We start from the raw sequence: 18022 nt of genomic DNA, 5'->3' as shown, positions 1-18022 counted from the left end.
AAAAACTGTTATGCCCAGCTAACACGGTAAAGTATCGCTCGCAACGACTTCGCCGGACCTGTGACGTCGTTGGTCGAAACCGGTTGGCGGTTGATCGGAGAACGCGCCGTTCCGGGGGTCAGGCTTTCTGCCACTGGTTGAGCCGGAACCATTTGGTGATGATATATTTAGTGCCTTGCTCGACCGGCTTTCCTGCGTGCAGCGTGTCGATATTGGGGGTCCCGTCGAGCTTCATATTGTTCCAGATCAGCAGCATCCCGCGGCGTGGTTCGACCTCATATTGCAATTGCGGGAAGGCAGTGGCACCGCCCTGTTCCGGCTGGTTGAGATAGGCCATGGCGGTCCAGCTGCGCTGGCCACCATTGGGGCCTTCATATTGCCAATATTTCTCGCTTTCGTGAAAATAGTCGTGATGGTCCTTGAACTGTTGTCCCGGTTGATAGCGCTGGCCTTGCAATATTTCGCTGTGCGTTTGCGGCAGGCCCATCAGGTCGCAGATTGATTTGTCGATGCGGCGGATATCGGGATCGGCGGGATCGACATTGCAGCTGTAGCTGGTGCGATAGCCCTCGCGCTCCGTACCCTCGTAGAGGGTCGAAGGCTGGCTGTTGCTGTCGATCATCGTGATCAGCAGGTCGCAGTCAGCCTCGCTGAGAAAATTCTGGTAGACGTAGAGCTGCACAAACGGACTTTCCAGCCACTGCACCCGGGGATGGGCGTTGAGCGTATCGGTGACCTGCTGGCCAAGCGCGGCCATCCGGCGGGGGCTGGTATAACGCTCAATCTGCTTTTTGGAAAAGACCCTGGCCATGGCCGGAACCTAGTCGATGATGCGACCGCGCACCATCACCCAGTCGACCTTTTCGAGTGTGCGGACATCGTCCAGCGGGTTGCCGTCGATGGCGATCAGATCGGCGGAATAGCCAACCGCGATCCGGCCAATTTCATTCTCCATATCGAGCGTTTTCGCCGCGACAGTGGTGGCGCTGGCGATGGCTTCGCGCCGAGTCAGGCCGGCATCGACCATCAGCTGCAGTTCCTCGGCATTGCGGCCATGGTCAAAGACACCGGCGTCGGTGCCAAAGGCAATCGGCACGCCCATTTGCTTTGCCTGGGTGACAGCCTTGCCGACGCGGCCCATGGTCATGCGGATCTTGTCTTCGACCACTGGTGTATAAATGCCCTTGCCGAGCCGCTCGCTCACTCCCTTGAATGCCATCAGCGTCGGCACCATCGCCGTGCCGCCGGCTTTCATGACTTTCAGCGCAGCTTCGTCAGCGAAGGTTCCGTGCTCGATCGTATCGATACCGGCCCGCGCCGCTGCCTCGATGCCGCGCGCGCCGTGGGCATGGGCCATGACTTTCAGGCCGAGCGAATGGGCGGTGTCGGCGATGGACTGCATTTCCTCGCTGGTAAATTGTGCGTCCAGTCCGCGACCCTGTTGCGACAGGACACCGCCGGTCGCGGTAATCTTGATGATATCGGAGCCCGCGCGGCTTGCCTTGCGCACTTTCTCCGCACATTCAACCGCACCGGTGCAGCTATAGCCGCTGGTCAGCAGGTCGTTCACATCCTCGGTAAAGCCGGACACGTCACCATGGCCGCCGACGATCGCCAGCGCCGGTCCGGCGGCGATGATGCGGGGACCGGGGATGATGCCCTCGGCGGTACCGCGGCGCAGCGAGAAGGCCGAATATTGCGAGGAGCCGGCCTCGCGCACGGTGGTGAAGCCGGCTTTTGCCGTAATCAGCGCATTTTTGGCACCGACGACCACGCCCCATTCGGTCGGCTCGGTGGTTTCCTTCCAGAAATCGCCGCCGGGATCGCCGGTCAGGTGAACGTGCAGGTCGATCAGGCCGGGCATCACGGTCTTGGTGCTCAGATCGATGATGGTGGCGTCAGCATCGGTCACTGCATCCGATCCGCGCCGGATTTCGACGATCTTCCCATCGCGGACGATGATGGTGGCTGGCCCGCTCAGCGATGAGGCGGCATCGGTCAGCAGATTGCCGACCCGGATGATCTGGTCCTGGGCGATGGCCCCGGCCGGCAACATTCCGAGTGCCAGAGTCGATATTGTCAGCCCGAGTGCGCGTATCATCCAGTTTCTCCTGTTCTTTGATGCGCTTTTGCTTGGCCGTTCGCCAAGTTGCAACAGGAAAGGGTTACATGGTCAGCAACTTTTTGTCGGGGGCATCATTGTAGACCAAGAGAGCCAAAGCCGATGCGGACTCGATGGGCCGCCAATTGACAAAAGCCGTTGGCTCAACGATGATTTCACTGATTGTATCCCTGGCCCTTTCATTTTGAGGAATTATATCATGCGCCTCCCCCTTGCTCTAATTGCATTAGCCGCGACGGCACCCCTGCTTGCGCAGTCTGCCCCCCAGGTACCGGGACAAATGGATGCGACCCGCGTCGTCGCCGGAAGCTATACTGCCGACCCTGCCCATTCGCTGATCGCGTGGGAGGTCAATCATTTCGGCTTTAGCGATTATATCGGACTGTTCGGCGATGTGGCAGGGACCTTGACGATAGATCCGGCAGATCTTTCCGCAGCCAGCGTCGATGTGACGATACCGGTTGGCAAGGTGACGACTGCGAGTGCCGGACTGACCGATCACCTGTTGCGTGCGGGCAAGGACGGCGCGAAGCCCGATTTCTTCGGCCCCGATCCCAGCGATGCGCGCTTCGTATCGACCAGCGTCAGCGCATCCGGCAACAGCGCAAAAATCGACGGCAATCTGACGTTGAATGGCATCACAAAACCGGTGACGCTGGATGCCGAATTTACCGGTGCAGGGAATAATCCGTACAACAAGAAGCTCACTCTGGGCTTTTCCGCGACCACGACGATCGAGCGCAGCGATTTTGGCATAGATACGGCCATTCCGTTGGTGTCGGATGTCGTCGAACTGGAAATTCACGTCGCCTTTGAAAAGAACTGATCAGGCGGAACACGGCTTAATATTGTATTGCAAGAAACCCGCCGCCTTCGCAAGGCAGCGGGTTTCTTGTTTTCCTTATCCGGTATTACCAGAAGAAGTCGTAGATCACGTCGATGACTTCGCCTGTGTACGTGTCGATCAGCAGGACATCGTCATAATAGCGGACCCAGCGTGTTCCCGGATAAGCCGCAGGCAGGCGATAATAGCTCGGGTTGTTGATCCAGTAGCGCGAGCCGTAGAAGGCAGATCCCAGATAGATACCGATATTCAGGCGGCGGTAGCGATAATCCCGATAGGGGGAATAATAGCGCCCCAAGCGGTAATGATTGCGGTGGGTCTGGCGGTAGCGCTGCCAGTCATAGCGCCGGTCGTTGCGCCAGCTGCGGTTCCAGTTGCGGCTGCTGCGCGCAGCATTGCGGTTATCCCGATAACGGCGATCGACCCGGCCATTGTCGTTGCGATCATAGCGCCGGTCAATCCGTCCGTCGCGGTTACGGTCTACCCGGCGATCGACGCGTCCATTATTGTTGCGATCATAGCGCCGGTCAATTCGGCCATCGCGGTTACGATCGAAACGCCGGTCTACCCGGCCATCCCGGTTGCTGTCGCCGCGGCGAGCAGCGCGTTGCTGGGTAACTTGCCGGTTTTGCGTCACCCTGCGATTGCTATCGCGTTGCCGGTCCACCCGCTGATTTCGCTCGGTTGCGAGATTCACGTTGCGGTCCTGACGCGCGGGGCGCTGCGCATTTCTGTTGCTGAAATCGCGATCAGAACGGTCCACTCGACGGTTCTGCCGGGTTTCGGCGCGATCACCGCGGGTCTGCGGATTTACCTGCGCCTGTCCCCGGTTGTTGCGATTTTCGGCCCGCTGTGCCTGACGCTGGCCACTGCCGCGATTGTTGCTGCGCTCACCGCGGTTGCCGCGGCGTTCGCTCAGGCCATCGCGCTGCAAGGCGGCGGTGCCGGTGAGATCAATCTGAACCAGTCCCGGCGCGCTATTGAGATTCGGGGCGATTTCGGCGGCTGATGCCGCAGCGGGCGTCAACATAGTGGCCGCCATCAGGCCGGTGATTAAAAATATACGCATGGCTTACTCCTGTTGCTGGCGACTCCATTTGCCGCATCTGTGCAACAGGTCATAGTTTATTAACCCTGTCAGACTCCTGAACTGACTTGTTATATTCAGGAAAGGTGGAGTTAACCTGAACAAGACTCCTGTGCATGCCATGCCCGCGCAGGCGGGGACCCCTCTAATATACAGCAAGCAAAGCCTGAGTTTGGCATCGTTCCACAAGTAGGGTGTTCGATTGTAACGCTCGTGATTCTCAGAGGTCGGGAGATGGACTGCGGCCTTCGCCCATGCACAGGCAAAAGCCTAATCCTTCAGATTATCCTTCTCCAGCCATTCTTCCAGCCATTTGATCGTATATTCGCCGGACTGGAATTCCTCGTCATAGACGAGTTTCTGGTGGAGCGGGATCGTGGTCTGGACGCCTTCGATGACAAATTCGTCGAGCGCGCGGGCGAGTCGCATCATGCAGCCGTCGCGGGTGCGGCCATAGACGATCAGCTTGGCGATCATGCTGTCGTAATAAGGCGGGATCGAATAGCCGGCATAGAGGCCGCTATCGACGCGCACATGCATGCCGCCGGGCGCGTGATAGCTGGTGACCTTGCCGGGCGAGGGGGCCCAGGTTTTCGGATTCTCCGCATTGATCCGGCATTCAATGGCGTGGCCCTTGAACTCCAGTTCGTCCTGCGTGACCGAAAGGTCGCGGCCGTCGGCGATGCGGATCTGTTCGCGCACCAGATCGAAACCGGTGATCATCTCGGTGACCGGATGCTCGACCTGCAGGCGGGTATTCATTTCGATGAAGTAGAATTCATTGTTCTCGTAAAGAAACTCGATGGTGCCGGCGCCGCGATAGGACATGCCCTTCATCGCGTCGACGCAGACCTTGCCCATTTTCTCGCGCTGCTCGGCGCTGATCACCGGTGAAGGCGCTTCTTCGAGCACTTTCTGGTGACGGCGCTGCAGCGAACAGTCGCGCTCGCCGAGATGGATGGCATTGCCGCGGCCGTCGCCAAACACCTGAAATTCGATATGGCGCGGATCGCCGAGATATTTCTCGATATAGACCGTCGCGTCACCAAAGGCCGCCTTGGCTTCCGTGCCAGCCTGTTTCATCTGGGTTTCCAGCTCGGTCTCGCTGTTGACCACTTTCATGCCGCGACCACCGCCGCCGGATGCCGCCTTGATGATCACCGGATAGCCGACCTGCCTGGCAACCTGCTTGGCTTCTTCGATCTCGCTGACCGCACCATCGGAACCGGGGACGAGCGGGATGCCCAGATCGCCGGCCGTCTTCTTGGCGGCAACCTTGTCGCCCATGATTTTAATATGTTCCGGCTTGGGGCCGATCCACTTGATGCCATGCGCCTCGACGACTTCGGCAAAATGCGCGTTTTCGGAGAGGAAGCCGTAGCCCGGGTGGATCGCATCCGCACCGCTGATCTCGGCAGCGGAAATGATCGCCGGGATCGAAAGATAGCTGTCGGCTGCTGGCGGCGGACCAATGCAGACCGCCTGATCAGCAAGCCGCACATGCATCGCGTCGGCATCGGCGGTACTGTGGACGGCAACGGTTTCGATGCCGAGTTCTTTCGCCGCGCGAAGTATCCGCAGAGCGATTTCCCCGCGATTGGCAATCAGGATTTTTTCAATGGTCACGCTGCGAGCCTCAAGCGATCACGACCAGAGGCTGGTCAAATTCTATGGGCTGGCCATTTTCTACCAGGATTGCCTTTACCGTGCCGGCTTTTTCGGAGGTAATCGGGTTCATCACCTTCATTGCTTCGACTATCAGCAAGGTGTCGCCTACGGCAACCTTGTCGCCGATGCTGATAAAATTGGCTGCACCGGGTTCGGCAGCCAGATATGCGGTGCCAACCATCGGTGATTTTTGTGCGCCAGCGTGATCGTCCGCTGGGGCAGCAGCTTCTGCAACCGGGGCGGCTGCGGCGGGGGCAGCTGCAGGGGCCATGGCGACAGGAGCGGAGACATATGTCCCACCGCCGCGCGCAACCTTGATCTTGCGGTCACCATCCTCGACTTCAATCTCGGTCAGGCCGGCCTTTTCCAGAATGGCGGCCAGATCACGGACCAGCTTGATGTCAACATTCATGCCTTCGCCCGTTTCTTTTTTTGCAGACATATTGTGTCCCTATGCAGTGGTTAAAATTTGCTCGCCGCGTCCAGCGCCAGCTGATAGCCGAAAGCACCAAAGCCGCAAATGCTTCCTTTTGCAACCGGTGCGATGAAACTCTTGTGGCGAAATTCCTCGCGCGCGGCGGGATTGGAAAGATGCACCTCGATGACCGGCGTGGAAATCGCCTTGATCGCATCGAACAGTGAAACGGATGTATGGGTCAGCGCGCCGGCGTTGAGGATCACGGCATGCGCGTCTTCGGCCGAAGCTTCATGCAGCCAGTCGACCAGATGGCCTTCATGGTTGCTCTGGCGAATATCGACGGCAAAGCCCAGCGTCTGTGCATGGTCCTCAATCTGCCCTGCTATCTCGTCGAGCGTTTCCGAACCGTAGATTTCCGGTTCGCGCATGCCGAGCAGGTTGAGATTGGGTCCGTTCAATACAAAGATGGTCTTGGCCGCCAAGATATTGGTCCTTCCCACAGGCTTTTGGTTGCGACTGGAGCGACCTCTTTATATGGCTCGTTTTTGAAAAGCGAGATCAAAGACATGAAAGTTACCGAAATGGCTGAAATTCAGATCCGGTTGAACGGCGATGACCACAAGATTGCTGCGGGTTGCTCGATTGCCGATCTGGTGCGTTCGCTCGACCTTGATCCGGCCAAGGTGGCGGTCGAGCGCAATCGCGAAATTGTCACGCGGTCGATTCTCGAAGATGTCATGGTCGAGCAGGGCGATGAACTGGAAATCGTCCATTTCGTAGGCGGCGGTTCCGGTGACGACAGCTGGACGGTGGCGGGGCGGACATTCAAGTCGCGCCTGATCGTCGGTACCGGCAAATATAAGGACTTCGCCGAAAATGCCGCAGCCGTCGAAGCATCCGGCGCGGAGATTGTTACCGTGGCCGTCCGGCGCGTCAATGTCATGGACCGCAACCAGCCGGTGCTGATGGACTATATTGATCCGAAGAAAATCACCTATCTTCCGAACACCGCCGGCTGTTTTAACGCCGAGGACGCAATCCGGACGCTGCGGCTGGCGCGCGAGGCCGGTGGCTGGGACCTGGTCAAGCTGGAAGTGCTCGGTGAGGCGAAGACATTATATCCCAATATGCGCGAAACGCTCGAGGCGACCGAGGTGCTGGCCAAGGAAGGGTTCAAGCCGATGGTCTATTGTGTCGATGATCCGATCGGGGCGAAGCAACTGGAAGATGCTGGTGCCGTCGCGATCATGCCGTTGGGCGCGCCGATCGGTTCCGGGCTTGGTATACAGAACCGGGTAACGATCCGGCTGATCGTCGAAGGCGCCAATGTGCCGGTACTGGTCGATGCCGGCGTCGGAACCGCAAGCGACGCGGCGGTCGCGATGGAGCTCGGCTGTGACGGTGTGCTGATGAACACTGCCATTGCCGAGGCCAGAGAGCCGGTGCGGATGGCGCGGGCAATGAGGCTTGCGGTCGAGGCCGGGAGGGAGGCTTATTTGTCGGGCCGGATGGGGCGCCGGATGTACGCGGACCCCTCGAGTCCGCTGTCCGGGCTGATTTAGTACTCTAATACAGCATGATATGGTGTCATCTGTAACCAGTTGATTCGTAACAAAAGTTACATGATGTTAGATTCGTCGATCAGCAATTGTCGTTGGTCGAAGCTCGCTGCCGTTTGCCGATCAAAATGGCGGTTTATCGAACGCGGGATGCTCGTCCGGCATCACTCAGCTACCTAGGAATGCGAGGCGGGAGCATAACCCTACGTCTCTCCAGACAGCCCTTCCCCGGCCCGATGGATATTCCGCTCCCGACCTCACCCCCTAACGGGTAGTGCTGGTCCCCCCAATTCCGGCATCGCCCCAAGAATATTTTGAGGAGTGAAAAAATGTCGAATTCAATTTTTACCAAAACCCTTTGTGCTGCTGCTGCGATCGCCGTGACCGCAACTGGATTTTCCGCCAGCGCCAGTGCCCAGAGCCGGGTCGTGCGTACAGCCGTCGTCGACTATGCCGATCTCGATCTGAATAGCGAAGATGGTCAATCAACTCTGCAGGGCCGCCTGAAAGGTGCCGTTCGCAAGGTTTGTGGAAGCTATGATGCCAAAAGCCTGGTCGATATGCAGGATCACAGCGTCTGCATGAATGAGGCAAATGCCTCGGCCCAGCGTGCCAGCGTGACGATCATGGCTGCGGCAAAATCGGGCGCGCCCGTAAAAACTGCGATGGTGATCAGCAACTAAAGCACGATTCCAAGAGCCGCAAACCCCCAATAAGCGGCCGCACTTTGGCCGAACCAGCCTTTCGAAAACCTCGGTGTCCCTTACACCGGGGTTATTTTTTGGATGAATCCGCTCTGATTTTTAAACAAGTAATGAAAACGATATTTCATGTATTGTTTAAAAATAAATTCCAAATACAATATAGAAGAAGAAAGTGATTAATTTATAGTAATAGTCTATTTATAGTGCAAGTATTTCTAGCATATTAACCATATATTCAAAGCCAATGTTAATATTTCGAGCCTCATATGTAAATGATTGTAACGGGGAGCAACTTTCCGGTTGCTCCTTATGCACGTTGCATCAGCGGTAAAGCCGCTATGTGTAGGAGATTATATGGAAATTGGTCGGCAAAGAAAACCGGAGAAAGTTATCGGACCTTTCGGTGAGGCGCTGAGCCTCAAGGACTTGCCGAAAAATACCACTACCAGATGGGTGATCAGGCGCAAAGCCGAAGTCGTCGCCGCTGTAAATGGGGGTTTGCTGAGCCTTGAGGAAGCATGCGACCGCTATGATCTCTTGTTTGAAGAATTTCTATCATGGCAAGAATCCATTGATAAGTCTGGACTGGCCGGGTTGCGAATAAGCTATTTATCCAAATATCGTACTGAGGATCGGGCAAGGCAGGAAAAGCTCGAGCGGACAGGGTTGCAATTGCCTGAAGATACGCGTTCGGATCTTCATTAATCGAAAGCCCTCGTCATGCCAAAAAAACGGGTCCTCGTCATTGACGAAGAAAGCGCGTTTACGCGTTTTTTACAGGACGACCTTGAGCAGCGCGCAAAACCGTGCCTGTATCCTTCAATTGCAGCGCGATATTGCTAACGCAAAGTGAATTTGTCGATGCGCTTTTTGCCCGGTTGCAAAAGTCCCGGAATTTGCGCGGCTTGGTTATCATGGAGATTACCGAGGAGAACCGGGTCGCCAACATCAAGGTCGTAGCAGAAATTTGCCAGATGCTCGGCCGCTATGGCCTTACCGTGTCGATCGATGATTATGGCACCGGCCACAGCAATCTCGACCGGATCGCAGAAATTCCCTTTGCCGAACTGAAATTGGACAAGGAAATATTCTGGGCCTTTTGCAATGATCGCGTGCCGATCACGGTGCTGGGTTCGATCATTGATTTTTGTCATATGCGGGGTGCCAAGACTGTGGTCGAGGGGATCGAGACGTCCTTGCATCTGGAAAAAGCACGTCTGCTTGGCGCCGATCAGGGACAGGGATTTTACTGGGGCCGCGCCATGCCACCGCAATATCTGGTCAAGCACTGGCGCGGTTTTTGATCGCAAATGGCGCGGTGATTCAAGTGCTGCGCAGGGCCTGTGCGCTTAGGCTGCAATAGCAAGCGCCAGCAGGTCTAAGCCATATTATTGGGATATTGTTGATAAAACCGGACCGGCGTGGGGCAATCCCGGAACCGCCGGTTGCTGCCCTGCGTGCGCGATGCTTAACTGATTCGCTTATTGGGCAAATTTCAATTATGTTGAGAGCCAACAGGACCTCTTGAGGGAATTGCGATGAAACAGCTAAGCGCACTGGATGCGATGTTTGCCTATACCGAAACCGCGAACACGCCGATGCATATCGGGCAATTGCTGATTTATGATCCGTCCACTGCGCCCGGTGGCAAGGTCGGGTTCAAGGATATATTGCGTTATATCGAAGGCCGCCTCGATGGGGCGCGGATTTTCCGGCAGAAGCTGGTGCGGGTGCCGCTTGATCTCGATCATCCCTATTGGGTCGACGACGCCAATTTCGATCTCGAGTTTCACGTCCGCCATATTGCCCTGCCCAAGCCCGGTGACTGGCGGCAATTGTGTATCCAGGCAGCGCGCATCTACGCCCGGCCGATGGATATGAACAAGCCGCTCTGGGAATATACGGTGATCGAAGGGCTGGACAATGTCGAGGGCGTACCCAAGGGCAGCTTTGCGGTCCTGCACAAGATGCACCATGCCGCGATCGACGGCCAGTCCGGGCTGCAAATGACTCTGGCCTTGCACGATCTCGACGCCGAGATGAAGCCGCGGACGTTCGACATGCAGTTCGAACCGGAAAAGGATCCCAATCCGATTGCCTTGCTCGCCAAGGCGCAATTCAACAATATCGCCAATCCGGTGCGGGGTTTGCAGAATCTGCAAAAGCTGATTCCGATGCCAAAGCGATTGTTCGACGTGCAGCGCGAATATCGGCAGCGTGATGACGCAAAGGGAGGCATCCCCAAGACGCGCTTCAACAAGAAGCTGAGTCCGCACCGGGTCTTTGACGGGCGTGAATTTTCCCTGTCCGACATCAAGACGATCCGCGAAGCCTTTCCCGGCGCGACGGTCAACGACGTGATGATCGCGGTGGTCAGCGGATCGATGCGCGGATATCTGAAAGCCAAGGATGATCTTCCGGACAAGACGCTGAAAATCGGCGCGCCGGTGTCCGTCCGGACCGATGATGACAAGGACGCCGCCGGCAATCAGGTGACGATGATGCAGGTCGGCGTTGGTACCCATCTCGCAGATGCGGGCGAGCGGCTGAAATTCATCATGGAGGAAACCCGGCGGTCCAAGGCCATGACTCAGGCACTGGGTGCGAAGACGCTGATGGAATTGTCCGGCGCGATGCCGGCCGGTCTGACCGCGGCGGGCACCAAGATGATGGTTCGCGCCGGTCTGGTCGAACGGCTCAATCCGGCGGTGAATACGGTTGTCACCAATGTTCCGGGACCGATGGTTCCCATGTATTTTGCCGGGGCCAAGCTGGTCAAAAGCTTTGGTATGGGAATATTGGCCGAAGGGCAGGGGCTGTTCCATGTTGTGACCAGCTATAACGGCAACGTCATCCTGACCTTCCTGGCGGATCGCAATATCATGCCCGATCCGGAATTTTACGCAACCTGCATTTCCCGGAGCTTTGCCGACCTGATGGGGGCGGCGTCCAAGGAAAAAGCCTCGGCTGCGAAAAAGGCCAAGGCCAAGAAGAGCAAGCAACCGAAAAAACCGAAAAAGCGGGTTGCATCCTCTGCCGCTACGGCCGGCAGGGCCCGGATGAAATCGACCTCAAAATAGCCGCCTTGCCGCTTGACTCGCCGGTCCTGATTGCGCATTCGCTTCCGTTAATCGTTCAATTAAAGAAGGACTCTCCATGAGCAAAGTAGAATTTAATGACCGCGTTGCCATCGTCACCGGGGCCGGTGCTGGTCTTGGCCGCGAACATGCCAAGGAACTGGCGCGGCGCGGCGTGAAGGTTGTCGTCAATGATTTTGGCGGTGCACGCGATGGCACCGGCGGGTCGGCTACGGTTGCCGAGCAAGTGGTTGCCGAAATCGAAGCCGAGGGCGGCGAAGCCATGGCAGCGGGCTGCAGCGTCACCGACATGCCAGCGGTCGAAAAAATGGTCGCCGACGCGATTGCCAAATGGGGCCATGTCGACATTCTTGTGAACAACGCGGGCGTGCTGCGCGACAAGAGCTTCCACAAGATGACCATGGAAGATTTCCAGTTTGTCATGGATGTCCATCTCACCGGCAGCGCCAACTGCACCAAGGCGGTCTGGGACCATATGCGCGAACGCCAATATGGCCGGATCGTGATGACGACCTCTTCCACCGGCCTCTACGGCAATTTCGGTCAGGTCAATTACGGCGCTGCCAAGCTGGCGCTGGTCGGCATGATGAACAGCCTGCACCAGGAAGGCGCGGGCAAGGGCATTCACACCAACTGTATTTCGCCCGTCGCCGCGACCCGCATGACCGAAGACATCATGCCGGAAGAAGCGCTGAAATTGCTGGTTCCGGAAGCCGTGACACCGGCGGTGGTCTATCTGTGCAGCGATGGCGCGCCGTCGAAGACCATCTTGACAGCGGGTGCCGGCGGTTTTGCTGCGGCGAAAATTTTTGAAACCGAAGGCATCTGGTTGCCTGAAGACCAGCGCAACGCTGAAGGAATCGCCGAAAATATCGACCAGATTCTCGACGAAACCGGGATGCAGGAATATGCCAATGGCGGCGGTCAGGGCGGCAAATTCTTCCGCCGGATGCAGGAAGTCATGAAGGGCTAAAAGACCCGCGAACAGGAGAAATAATATGCCAACTATCAAACCAAGCGAACTGGAATCCTGGAAGGGCAAGGAAGTCGGCGTGTCCGACTGGGTTGAAGTCGGTCAGGACCGGATCAACACATTTGCCGACTGCACCGAGGATCATCAGTTCATCCACATTGATGAGGAAAAAGCCAAGGCCACACCCTTTGGCGGTACCATCGCTCATGGTCTGCTGACGCTCTCCTTGCTGCCGAAACTGTCGGCCGGCACGACCCTGGGCCTCGAAGGCACGGTGATGGGTATCAACTATGGCTTCGACAAGGTCCGCTTCCTCAACCCGGTACGCGCCGGATCAAAGGTTCGCGGACGCCATACATTGGTTGATGCGGTCGAAAAGCAGCCGGGTCGCTGGTTGCTGACGTACAATGTTGTTGTCGAGATTGACGGTATCGAGACGCCGGCCCTGATCGCGACATCACTGGTGATGATCGTGGTCGGCTAAGCCGAAGAATCTGATTTTGAATGAAGGGGCTCCGGACCGTTTCCGGGGCCCTTTTTTTGCGATTGTTGCGGTCTGTCGTGAACGCAGGAACGGACATCCCATTTTGTGCCGGAAGATATGGTCGGCGCCACTGATCCGATCGCGCGTGGACTTTGCCGAGCCGATGTGAAAGGAGGGCCCGATAATATGCAAACGGGAGAAGCAGCGTGTCGATGAAAAGCTTATTTGATGTCCGGGGTAAAATTGCCGTGGTGACCGGCGGCTCCAGTGGCATCGGCGCGATGATGGCGCGCGGCCTGATCGAAAATGGTGCGAAGGTCTACATTACCGCCCGCAAGGAAGAGCGACTGATGGCGAAAGCCGCCGAACTGTCCGAACTCGGCGAGTGCATCGCCATCCCCGCCGACCTGTCCCATGTCGAGGGCATTGACGCGCTGGTCGCGGCGATCAGCGAGCGCGAAGAGAAGATCGACATATTGATCAACAATGCCGGTGCGAACTGGAGCGCCTCGATCGAGGATTTCCCGGAAAAGGGCTGGGACAAGGTGATGGACATCAACATCAAGTCGATCTTCTTCGCCACCCAGAAATTCCTGCCGTTGCTGAAAGCTTCAGGTACCGCGGACGATCCGGCGCGGGTCATCAATATCGCGTCGATCAACGGCATCCGCAATTCGGGCATGCCGACCTATGCCTATACCGCCAGCAAATCCGGCGTGATCAAGCTGACCGAACATCTGGCCACCGATCTCGCGCCTTATAATATCAACGTCAACGCGATCGCCCCCGGCTTTTTCCCGAGCAACATGACCAAGCAGATTGTCGAGAATGACGGCATGACCAAAATGGCGATTTCGCAGATACCGCGTGGCCGGATGGGGGCACCGGAAGATATTGCCGGCACCGCGCTTTACCTGTGCTCGCGGGCATCGTCCTGGATGATTGGCCAGACGCTCGTGCTGGACGGCGGCATGATTTCGCGGCCGTAGATCGGTTCGGGAAGGCGCGCTTTCCCCCAGCGACACATTGATGGATTCCAGAAGCTGTTCAGGGCGCGCCATGTCTATGGTCAATCGCGGGCGAGCACCTTCGGGAAGATGGCAGTTTTCCGGTCGAGCAACCGGAACAGAAACCGAGGTTCGCAAGATTTCCGCCATCGTAGCGGATTGGCTCAGAATGTTTACAGTTTCACTGCCGGATTAAAGATTGGCATCTCTTTCAATTCATGTATTATTGTATGTAGAGCTTACAGAAAATAGATAAGCACCATTTAATTTTAGACAGGAGATATCATGGCCGGCCCCGCTCAAAATAGACAAGATATATCGAAGGAAGTCGCGCGGGTATTTGCGTTGCAGAGCGCCCACCAATGGGATGTAAAGGCGACAACGGCAGCGCAGCGCAAGGCCAAGCTTGAGAAACTGAAAGCCGCAGTCGAGGCGCATGCCGACGATATTGTCAAAGCGGTGCAACAAGATACCCGCAAGCCCGAGCAGGAGATTCGGGTGACTGAAGTCATGAACGTGACCGCCAATATCCAGCGCAACATCGACAATCTCGATCAATGGATGACGCCCACCGATGTCGTTCCGTCCATGAACCCAGATGACAAGGCGAAAATCGTCTATGAAGCGCGCGGCGTGTGTTTGATCCTCGGACCCTGGAATTTTCCGCTCGGCCTGACCTTCGGTCCGCTCGCGGCAGCCATTGCTGCGGGAAATTGCTGCATGGTCAAGCTGACGGATCTATGCCCGGCGACTGCCGCGATTGCCGGTCGTATCATTCGCGATGCGTTTGACGAAAATGAAGTGGCGCTGTTCGAGGGTGATGTCAGTGTCGCCACGAATCTGCTCGAGTTGCCGTTCAGCCATATTTTCTTCACCGGCAGCACCCGTGTCGGCAAGCTGGTTATGGCGGCAGCGGCCAAACATTTGTCGTCTGTCACTCTGGAACTGGGTGGCAAGTCGCCGGTCATCATCGATGAAGGCGCGGATGTCGACAAGATCGGTGCGGCCCTCGCCGGAGCCAAGCAGTTCAACGGCGGTCAGGCCTGCATTTGCCCGGATTACGTGTTCGTGAAGGAAGAGCAGAAACAGCAGCTGGTCGAATCCTTCAGGAGCAATGTCCAGCAGAATCTCTATGCCGAGGACGGCACGTTCAACAAGGAAGCGATCGCGCAGATCGTCAACGAGGGCAATTTCAAGCGGGTGAAGGGCCTGTTTGACGATGCGGTGGCAAAAGGCGCGACCGTCGCCGTTGGCGGCACGTTCGATGAAGCCGACCTGACGGTCCATCCAACCATGCTGACCGATGTCACGCCGCAGATGACGATATTGCAGGAAGAGATTTTTGCGCCGCTGCTGCCGGTGATGACCTATGAAACGCTGGATCAGGCGATCGGCTATATCGAGGCCCACGACAAGCCGCTGGCTCTCTACATGTTCAGCGACAATGAGGCCAATGTTGAAAAGGTGCTGAACAGAACCTCATCCGGCGGCGTGACCGTGAACGGCGTATTCTCGCATTATCTGGAAAACAACCTGCCATTTGGCGGCGTCAACCAGAGCGGCATGGGCAGCTATCACGGCTATTTCGGGTTCAAGGCCTTCTCCCACGAACGCGCCGTTTATATGCATCAGTGATGATAGCAATGCTGTGACCATCGCAGCGATGGTCAGCCGGGCTCGTGGAAAGACAGATGCTTCTGTCCTCTACCGGCGCCTGTCACCGGGTTTAGGCGGGCACCAGCATGTTGCGATAATCCGGATCTTCAAGCGCCCGGCCTGCACCAATGGCGACGCAGGTCAGAGGATCATCGGCTATTGTGACTGCCAGCCCCGTTTTTTCGGCAATAAATTCATCAATGCGCCCCAATAGAGCGCCGCCGCCGGTCATGACAATGCCCTGATCCATGATATCGGCCGCGAGTTCCGGCTTGGTATTCTCCAGTGCATTGAGCACGGCTTCGGCTATCTGCCCCACTTGCTCGGCAATGGCATGGGCAATTTCGGCTTCGGTGATCGCAATTTTCTTTGGCATGCCGCTGACCAGGTCGCGGCCCTTGATATGGATGGTCCGCCCGTTGTCGACCGGGCTCACTGCACTGGCTATACCATGTTTGACCAGTTCCGTGGTGGTTTCGCCAATCGCCAGATTATGCTTGCGGCGAATATGGGACGCAATGGCGTCATCAATCTTGTCGCCGCCCATGCGGGCAGATGTGCTGTAGGCCAGCCCCTGCAGGGACAAGATCGCGACCTCGGTTGTTCCGCCGCCGATATCGACCACCATCGCGCCGATCGGCTCGGTAACCGCTATCCCGGCGCCGATCGCCGCCGCCATCGGTTCCTCTATGAAGAACACGCCGGAGCCGCCGGCATTGGAGGCAGCATCGCGCAAGGCGCGGCGCTGCACATTGGTGGATCCGGAAGGAATACATACGGCAATATCGAAACGCCGGAACATCCCGGTCTTTTTCTGATGTACTTTATGAATGAAATGTTTGATCATCTGCTCCGCGACATCGAGATCAGCGATGACCCCGTCTTTCAGGGGCCGCAAGACCTTGATATTACTCGGCGTTTTTCCCATCATCAGCTTGGCATCGCTGCCAACCGCAAGCACCTTGGTCACACCATTGTTGGTCTCGAGCGCGACAACGGACGGCTCATCGAGCAAGATGCCGCGATCCCGCACATAGATAAGCGTATTGGCGGTACCGAGGTCGATCGCCAGATCATGAGACTGGAGTTTGAAAAAGCTGGACATAAATTGGAATACTTCAACTAGAGTGGCCACAATGCCACGGTCAGGTGATGGCAAGAAGCGGGTGACATTGCGTCAATGAACCAAGGCTGTACGGCTTCATTCGGCGTTCATGATCTGCCTATCTGCCGGAATATTGCAAATTCCAACCGGATCGTCTGACCGCGGGCCGAACATATGCGATCAATGCCATATACAACATAATATAGCGGTTGGGATAAATTTCGGCGCTTGCCGTTCTGGCAAAAAATGACCGGCTTGCCGTCGGCATATAGCAACCGGTTGCTTGATCAAAATTGCAAATCCGGGGACAGCGTGCCCCCGTGCGGAAGATCATCCAGCTATTCCGGCCAGTTCCTGCTCAAGCGCTGGCTGATGTTTCTCGCCGGGTGTACCGGTCAGGCGGCGATACAGGTGCCATGTTGCATGGCCGAGGACCGGCAGCACGACGAGCAGCCCGAGGAACAGCGGGAGCATCGCGACAAACAGGGCAGTCGCAATAAATATGGCCCAGACCAGCAGCACAAATTTGTTCGATCGCACCGATGCCAGGCTGACAATGATCGCTGTTATAAAATCGACATTGCGATCGACCAGCATCGGCAGGCTGACAACCGTGATCGCGTAAAAGGCCAGCGCCATCAGCCCGCCGACGACACCGCCGACCAGCAACATCATCAGCCCTGCGCCGGTGGCGAGCAGTGCGATCGATTCTGACCCTATGCCGGATTCCGCCAGAAAAATGGCGAAAATGCCGTGCGCAACCATCAGCCAGAAGCCGAATGCAACAAAGAGGATAACGCCCATGCTCAATATCTGCTCGTCGCCGCGCCCGCGCAATGCCCCGAGGACTGCGCGCCAGCTCATCGCTATACCGGCTTCGCGGCGGCGGCTCACTTCATAAAGCCCGACGGCGATAAAGGGGGCCAGCAGTGGAAATCCCGCTGCAGCCGGGACCAGCCAGGCGACCTCGCCCTGGACGAAAAGGGCAAAATAGATGAATATTCCGGCGCTCACGTAGATGGCCGCGAAAAACAGCCCGAATGCCGGATAGGCTCTGAAATCGCGCCAGCCCGCTGCCAGTGCGCCGCGAAGATCACTGATTGTGAGATCGCTTGCGACCGCGACCGGCGCGATCTGTGCCTGTTCGCCTGTGCTCATGACATCTCCTCCCCATGGAAATATCCGCGCAGAGTGCAACAAATCCTTCCCGACATCAAGTTTTGGCGGGGTACGGCTAATTGCGGGAGGTCAATCTGATGACCACTGATGGTGCCAGTGTTGATATCAGCGCCGACCG

At 57.0% G+C, this 18022-nt stretch carries 18 protein-coding genes; 10 read left to right on the top strand and 8 right to left on the bottom strand.

Annotated elements, in window-relative coordinates:
• Window positions 1–118: 118 nt before the first annotated feature.
• Both AZE99_RS14735 and AZE99_RS14730 read right to left on the bottom strand, forming a co-directional pair.
• Window positions 119–811, bottom strand: coding sequence for a prolyl hydroxylase family protein (locus AZE99_RS14735; protein ID WP_082788405.1), 693 nt, complete (start codon window positions 809–811; stop codon window positions 119–121).
• Between the two features lie 9 nt (window positions 812–820).
• Entirely contained in the window at window positions 821–2101 is a 1281-nt protein-coding gene (locus AZE99_RS14730) for a metal-dependent hydrolase family protein (protein ID WP_067202687.1), read from the bottom strand.
• Between the two features lie 220 nt (window positions 2102–2321).
• On the opposite strand from AZE99_RS14730, the gene AZE99_RS14725 reads away from it, so the two are divergent.
• Window positions 2322–2948 carry a YceI family protein gene (locus AZE99_RS14725; protein WP_067202685.1) on the top strand — a complete coding sequence of 209 codons (627 nt, stop codon included), beginning with the start codon at window positions 2322–2324 and terminating at the stop codon, window positions 2946–2948.
• Between the two features lie 85 nt (window positions 2949–3033).
• Here AZE99_RS14725 and AZE99_RS14720 read toward each other — a convergent pair whose 3' ends face one another.
• The 4 genes from AZE99_RS14720 to aroQ all read right to left on the bottom strand — a co-directional run bounded on the left by AZE99_RS14720 (window position 3034) and on the right by aroQ (window position 6621).
• The gene (locus tag AZE99_RS14720; protein WP_067202682.1) at window positions 3034–4035 is read right to left on the bottom strand and encodes an RcnB family protein; all 1002 of its coding nucleotides are present in this window, start codon (window positions 4033–4035) and stop codon (window positions 3034–3036) included.
• Between the two features lie 288 nt (window positions 4036–4323).
• A complete protein-coding gene (accC, locus tag AZE99_RS14715) occupies window positions 4324–5679 on the bottom strand; it encodes an acetyl-CoA carboxylase biotin carboxylase subunit (protein ID WP_067202680.1) in 1356 nt (451 codons plus the stop codon).
• Between the two features lie 10 nt (window positions 5680–5689).
• Window positions 5690–6163, bottom strand: coding sequence for an acetyl-CoA carboxylase biotin carboxyl carrier protein (accB, locus tag AZE99_RS14710; RefSeq protein ID WP_067202678.1), 474 nt, complete (start codon window positions 6161–6163; stop codon window positions 5690–5692).
• Window positions 6164–6183: 20 nt separating this feature from the next.
• Entirely contained in the window at window positions 6184–6621 is a 438-nt protein-coding gene (aroQ, locus tag AZE99_RS14705; RefSeq protein WP_082788521.1) for a type II 3-dehydroquinate dehydratase, read from the bottom strand.
• 99 nt (window positions 6622–6720) lie between these two features.
• On the opposite strand from aroQ, the gene thiS reads away from it, so the two are divergent.
• From thiS to AZE99_RS14660, 9 genes are all read left to right on the top strand, one after another.
• Window positions 6721–7701, top strand: a complete 981-nt coding sequence (gene thiS, locus AZE99_RS14700; RefSeq protein WP_082788520.1) for a sulfur carrier protein ThiS — start codon at window positions 6721–6723, stop codon at window positions 7699–7701.
• A 326-nt stretch (window positions 7702–8027) separates the two neighbouring features.
• Window positions 8028–8381, top strand: coding sequence for a UrcA family protein (locus AZE99_RS14695; RefSeq protein WP_067202676.1), 354 nt, complete (start codon window positions 8028–8030; stop codon window positions 8379–8381).
• A 375-nt stretch (window positions 8382–8756) separates the two neighbouring features.
• Window positions 8757–9107, top strand: a complete 351-nt coding sequence (gene sciP, locus AZE99_RS14690) for a CtrA inhibitor SciP (RefSeq protein ID WP_067202674.1) — start codon at window positions 8757–8759, stop codon at window positions 9105–9107.
• A 101-nt stretch (window positions 9108–9208) separates the two neighbouring features.
• Window positions 9209–9706 carry an EAL domain-containing protein gene (locus AZE99_RS14685; RefSeq protein WP_067202671.1) on the top strand — a complete coding sequence of 166 codons (498 nt, stop codon included), beginning with the start codon at window positions 9209–9211 and terminating at the stop codon, window positions 9704–9706.
• Between the two features lie 234 nt (window positions 9707–9940).
• Window positions 9941–11482, top strand: coding sequence for a WS/DGAT/MGAT family O-acyltransferase (locus tag AZE99_RS14680; protein WP_231862635.1), 1542 nt, complete (start codon window positions 9941–9943; stop codon window positions 11480–11482).
• Between the two features lie 76 nt (window positions 11483–11558).
• Window positions 11559–12473 (top strand): SDR family NAD(P)-dependent oxidoreductase, encoded by a 915-nt coding sequence (locus AZE99_RS14675; protein ID WP_067202669.1) that lies wholly within the window; start codon window positions 11559–11561, stop codon window positions 12471–12473.
• A 25-nt stretch (window positions 12474–12498) separates the two neighbouring features.
• Window positions 12499–12957, top strand: a complete 459-nt coding sequence (locus AZE99_RS14670) for a MaoC family dehydratase (RefSeq protein ID WP_067202666.1) — start codon at window positions 12499–12501, stop codon at window positions 12955–12957.
• A gap of 212 nt (window positions 12958–13169) precedes the next feature.
• Window positions 13170–13946, top strand: coding sequence for a glucose 1-dehydrogenase (locus tag AZE99_RS14665; protein WP_067202663.1), 777 nt, complete (start codon window positions 13170–13172; stop codon window positions 13944–13946).
• Window positions 13947–14249: 303 nt separating this feature from the next.
• Entirely contained in the window at window positions 14250–15599 is a 1350-nt protein-coding gene (locus AZE99_RS14660; protein ID WP_067202660.1) for an aldehyde dehydrogenase family protein, read from the top strand.
• A gap of 91 nt (window positions 15600–15690) precedes the next feature.
• On the opposite strand, the gene AZE99_RS14655 is transcribed toward AZE99_RS14660, so the two are convergent.
• Window positions 15691–16725, bottom strand: a complete 1035-nt coding sequence (locus AZE99_RS14655) for a rod shape-determining protein (protein ID WP_067202658.1) — start codon at window positions 16723–16725, stop codon at window positions 15691–15693.
• A gap of 330 nt (window positions 16726–17055) precedes the next feature.
• Window positions 17056–17883 (bottom strand): DUF2189 domain-containing protein, encoded by an 828-nt coding sequence (locus tag AZE99_RS14645; RefSeq protein ID WP_082788404.1) that lies wholly within the window; start codon window positions 17881–17883, stop codon window positions 17056–17058.
• Window positions 17884–18022: the final 139 nt, after the last annotated feature.

This window comes from Sphingorhabdus sp. M41 (assembly GCF_001586275.1).
In the GTDB taxonomy this organism is placed as follows: Bacteria; Pseudomonadota; Alphaproteobacteria; order Sphingomonadales; family Sphingomonadaceae; genus Parasphingorhabdus.
This window is presented reverse-complemented; position numbering and strand designations above follow the sequence as displayed.

Bases quoted from the DNA above. Each gene is read 5' to 3' on its own strand.
- AZE99_RS14735 (WP_082788405.1), bottom strand. From the start codon at position 811: ATGGCCAGGGTCTTTTCCAAAAAGCAGATTGAGCGTTATACCAGCCCC.
- AZE99_RS14730 (WP_067202687.1), bottom strand. From the start codon at position 2,101: ATGATACGCGCACTCGGGCTGACAATATCGACTCTGGCACTCGGAATG.
- AZE99_RS14725 (WP_067202685.1), top strand. From the start codon at position 2,322: ATGCGCCTCCCCCTTGCTCTAATTGCATTAGCCGCGACGGCACCCCTG.
- AZE99_RS14720 (WP_067202682.1), bottom strand. From the start codon at position 4,035: ATGCGTATATTTTTAATCACCGGCCTGATGGCGGCCACTATGTTGACG.
- accB (WP_067202678.1), bottom strand. From the start codon at position 6,163: ATGTCTGCAAAAAAAGAAACGGGCGAAGGCATGAATGTTGACATCAAG.
- thiS (WP_082788520.1), top strand. From the start codon at position 6,721: ATGGCTGAAATTCAGATCCGGTTGAACGGCGATGACCACAAGATTGCT.
- AZE99_RS14695 (WP_067202676.1), top strand. From the start codon at position 8,028: ATGTCGAATTCAATTTTTACCAAAACCCTTTGTGCTGCTGCTGCGATC.
- sciP (WP_067202674.1), top strand. From the start codon at position 8,757: ATGGAAATTGGTCGGCAAAGAAAACCGGAGAAAGTTATCGGACCTTTC.
- AZE99_RS14680 (WP_231862635.1), top strand. From the start codon at position 9,941: ATGAAACAGCTAAGCGCACTGGATGCGATGTTTGCCTATACCGAAACC.
- AZE99_RS14675 (WP_067202669.1), top strand. From the start codon at position 11,559: ATGAGCAAAGTAGAATTTAATGACCGCGTTGCCATCGTCACCGGGGCC.
- AZE99_RS14670 (WP_067202666.1), top strand. From the start codon at position 12,499: ATGCCAACTATCAAACCAAGCGAACTGGAATCCTGGAAGGGCAAGGAA.
- AZE99_RS14665 (WP_067202663.1), top strand. From the start codon at position 13,170: ATGAAAAGCTTATTTGATGTCCGGGGTAAAATTGCCGTGGTGACCGGC.
- AZE99_RS14660 (WP_067202660.1), top strand. From the start codon at position 14,250: ATGGCCGGCCCCGCTCAAAATAGACAAGATATATCGAAGGAAGTCGCG.
- AZE99_RS14655 (WP_067202658.1), bottom strand. From the start codon at position 16,725: ATGTCCAGCTTTTTCAAACTCCAGTCTCATGATCTGGCGATCGACCTC.
- AZE99_RS14645 (WP_082788404.1), bottom strand. From the start codon at position 17,883: ATGAGCACAGGCGAACAGGCACAGATCGCGCCGGTCGCGGTCGCAAGC.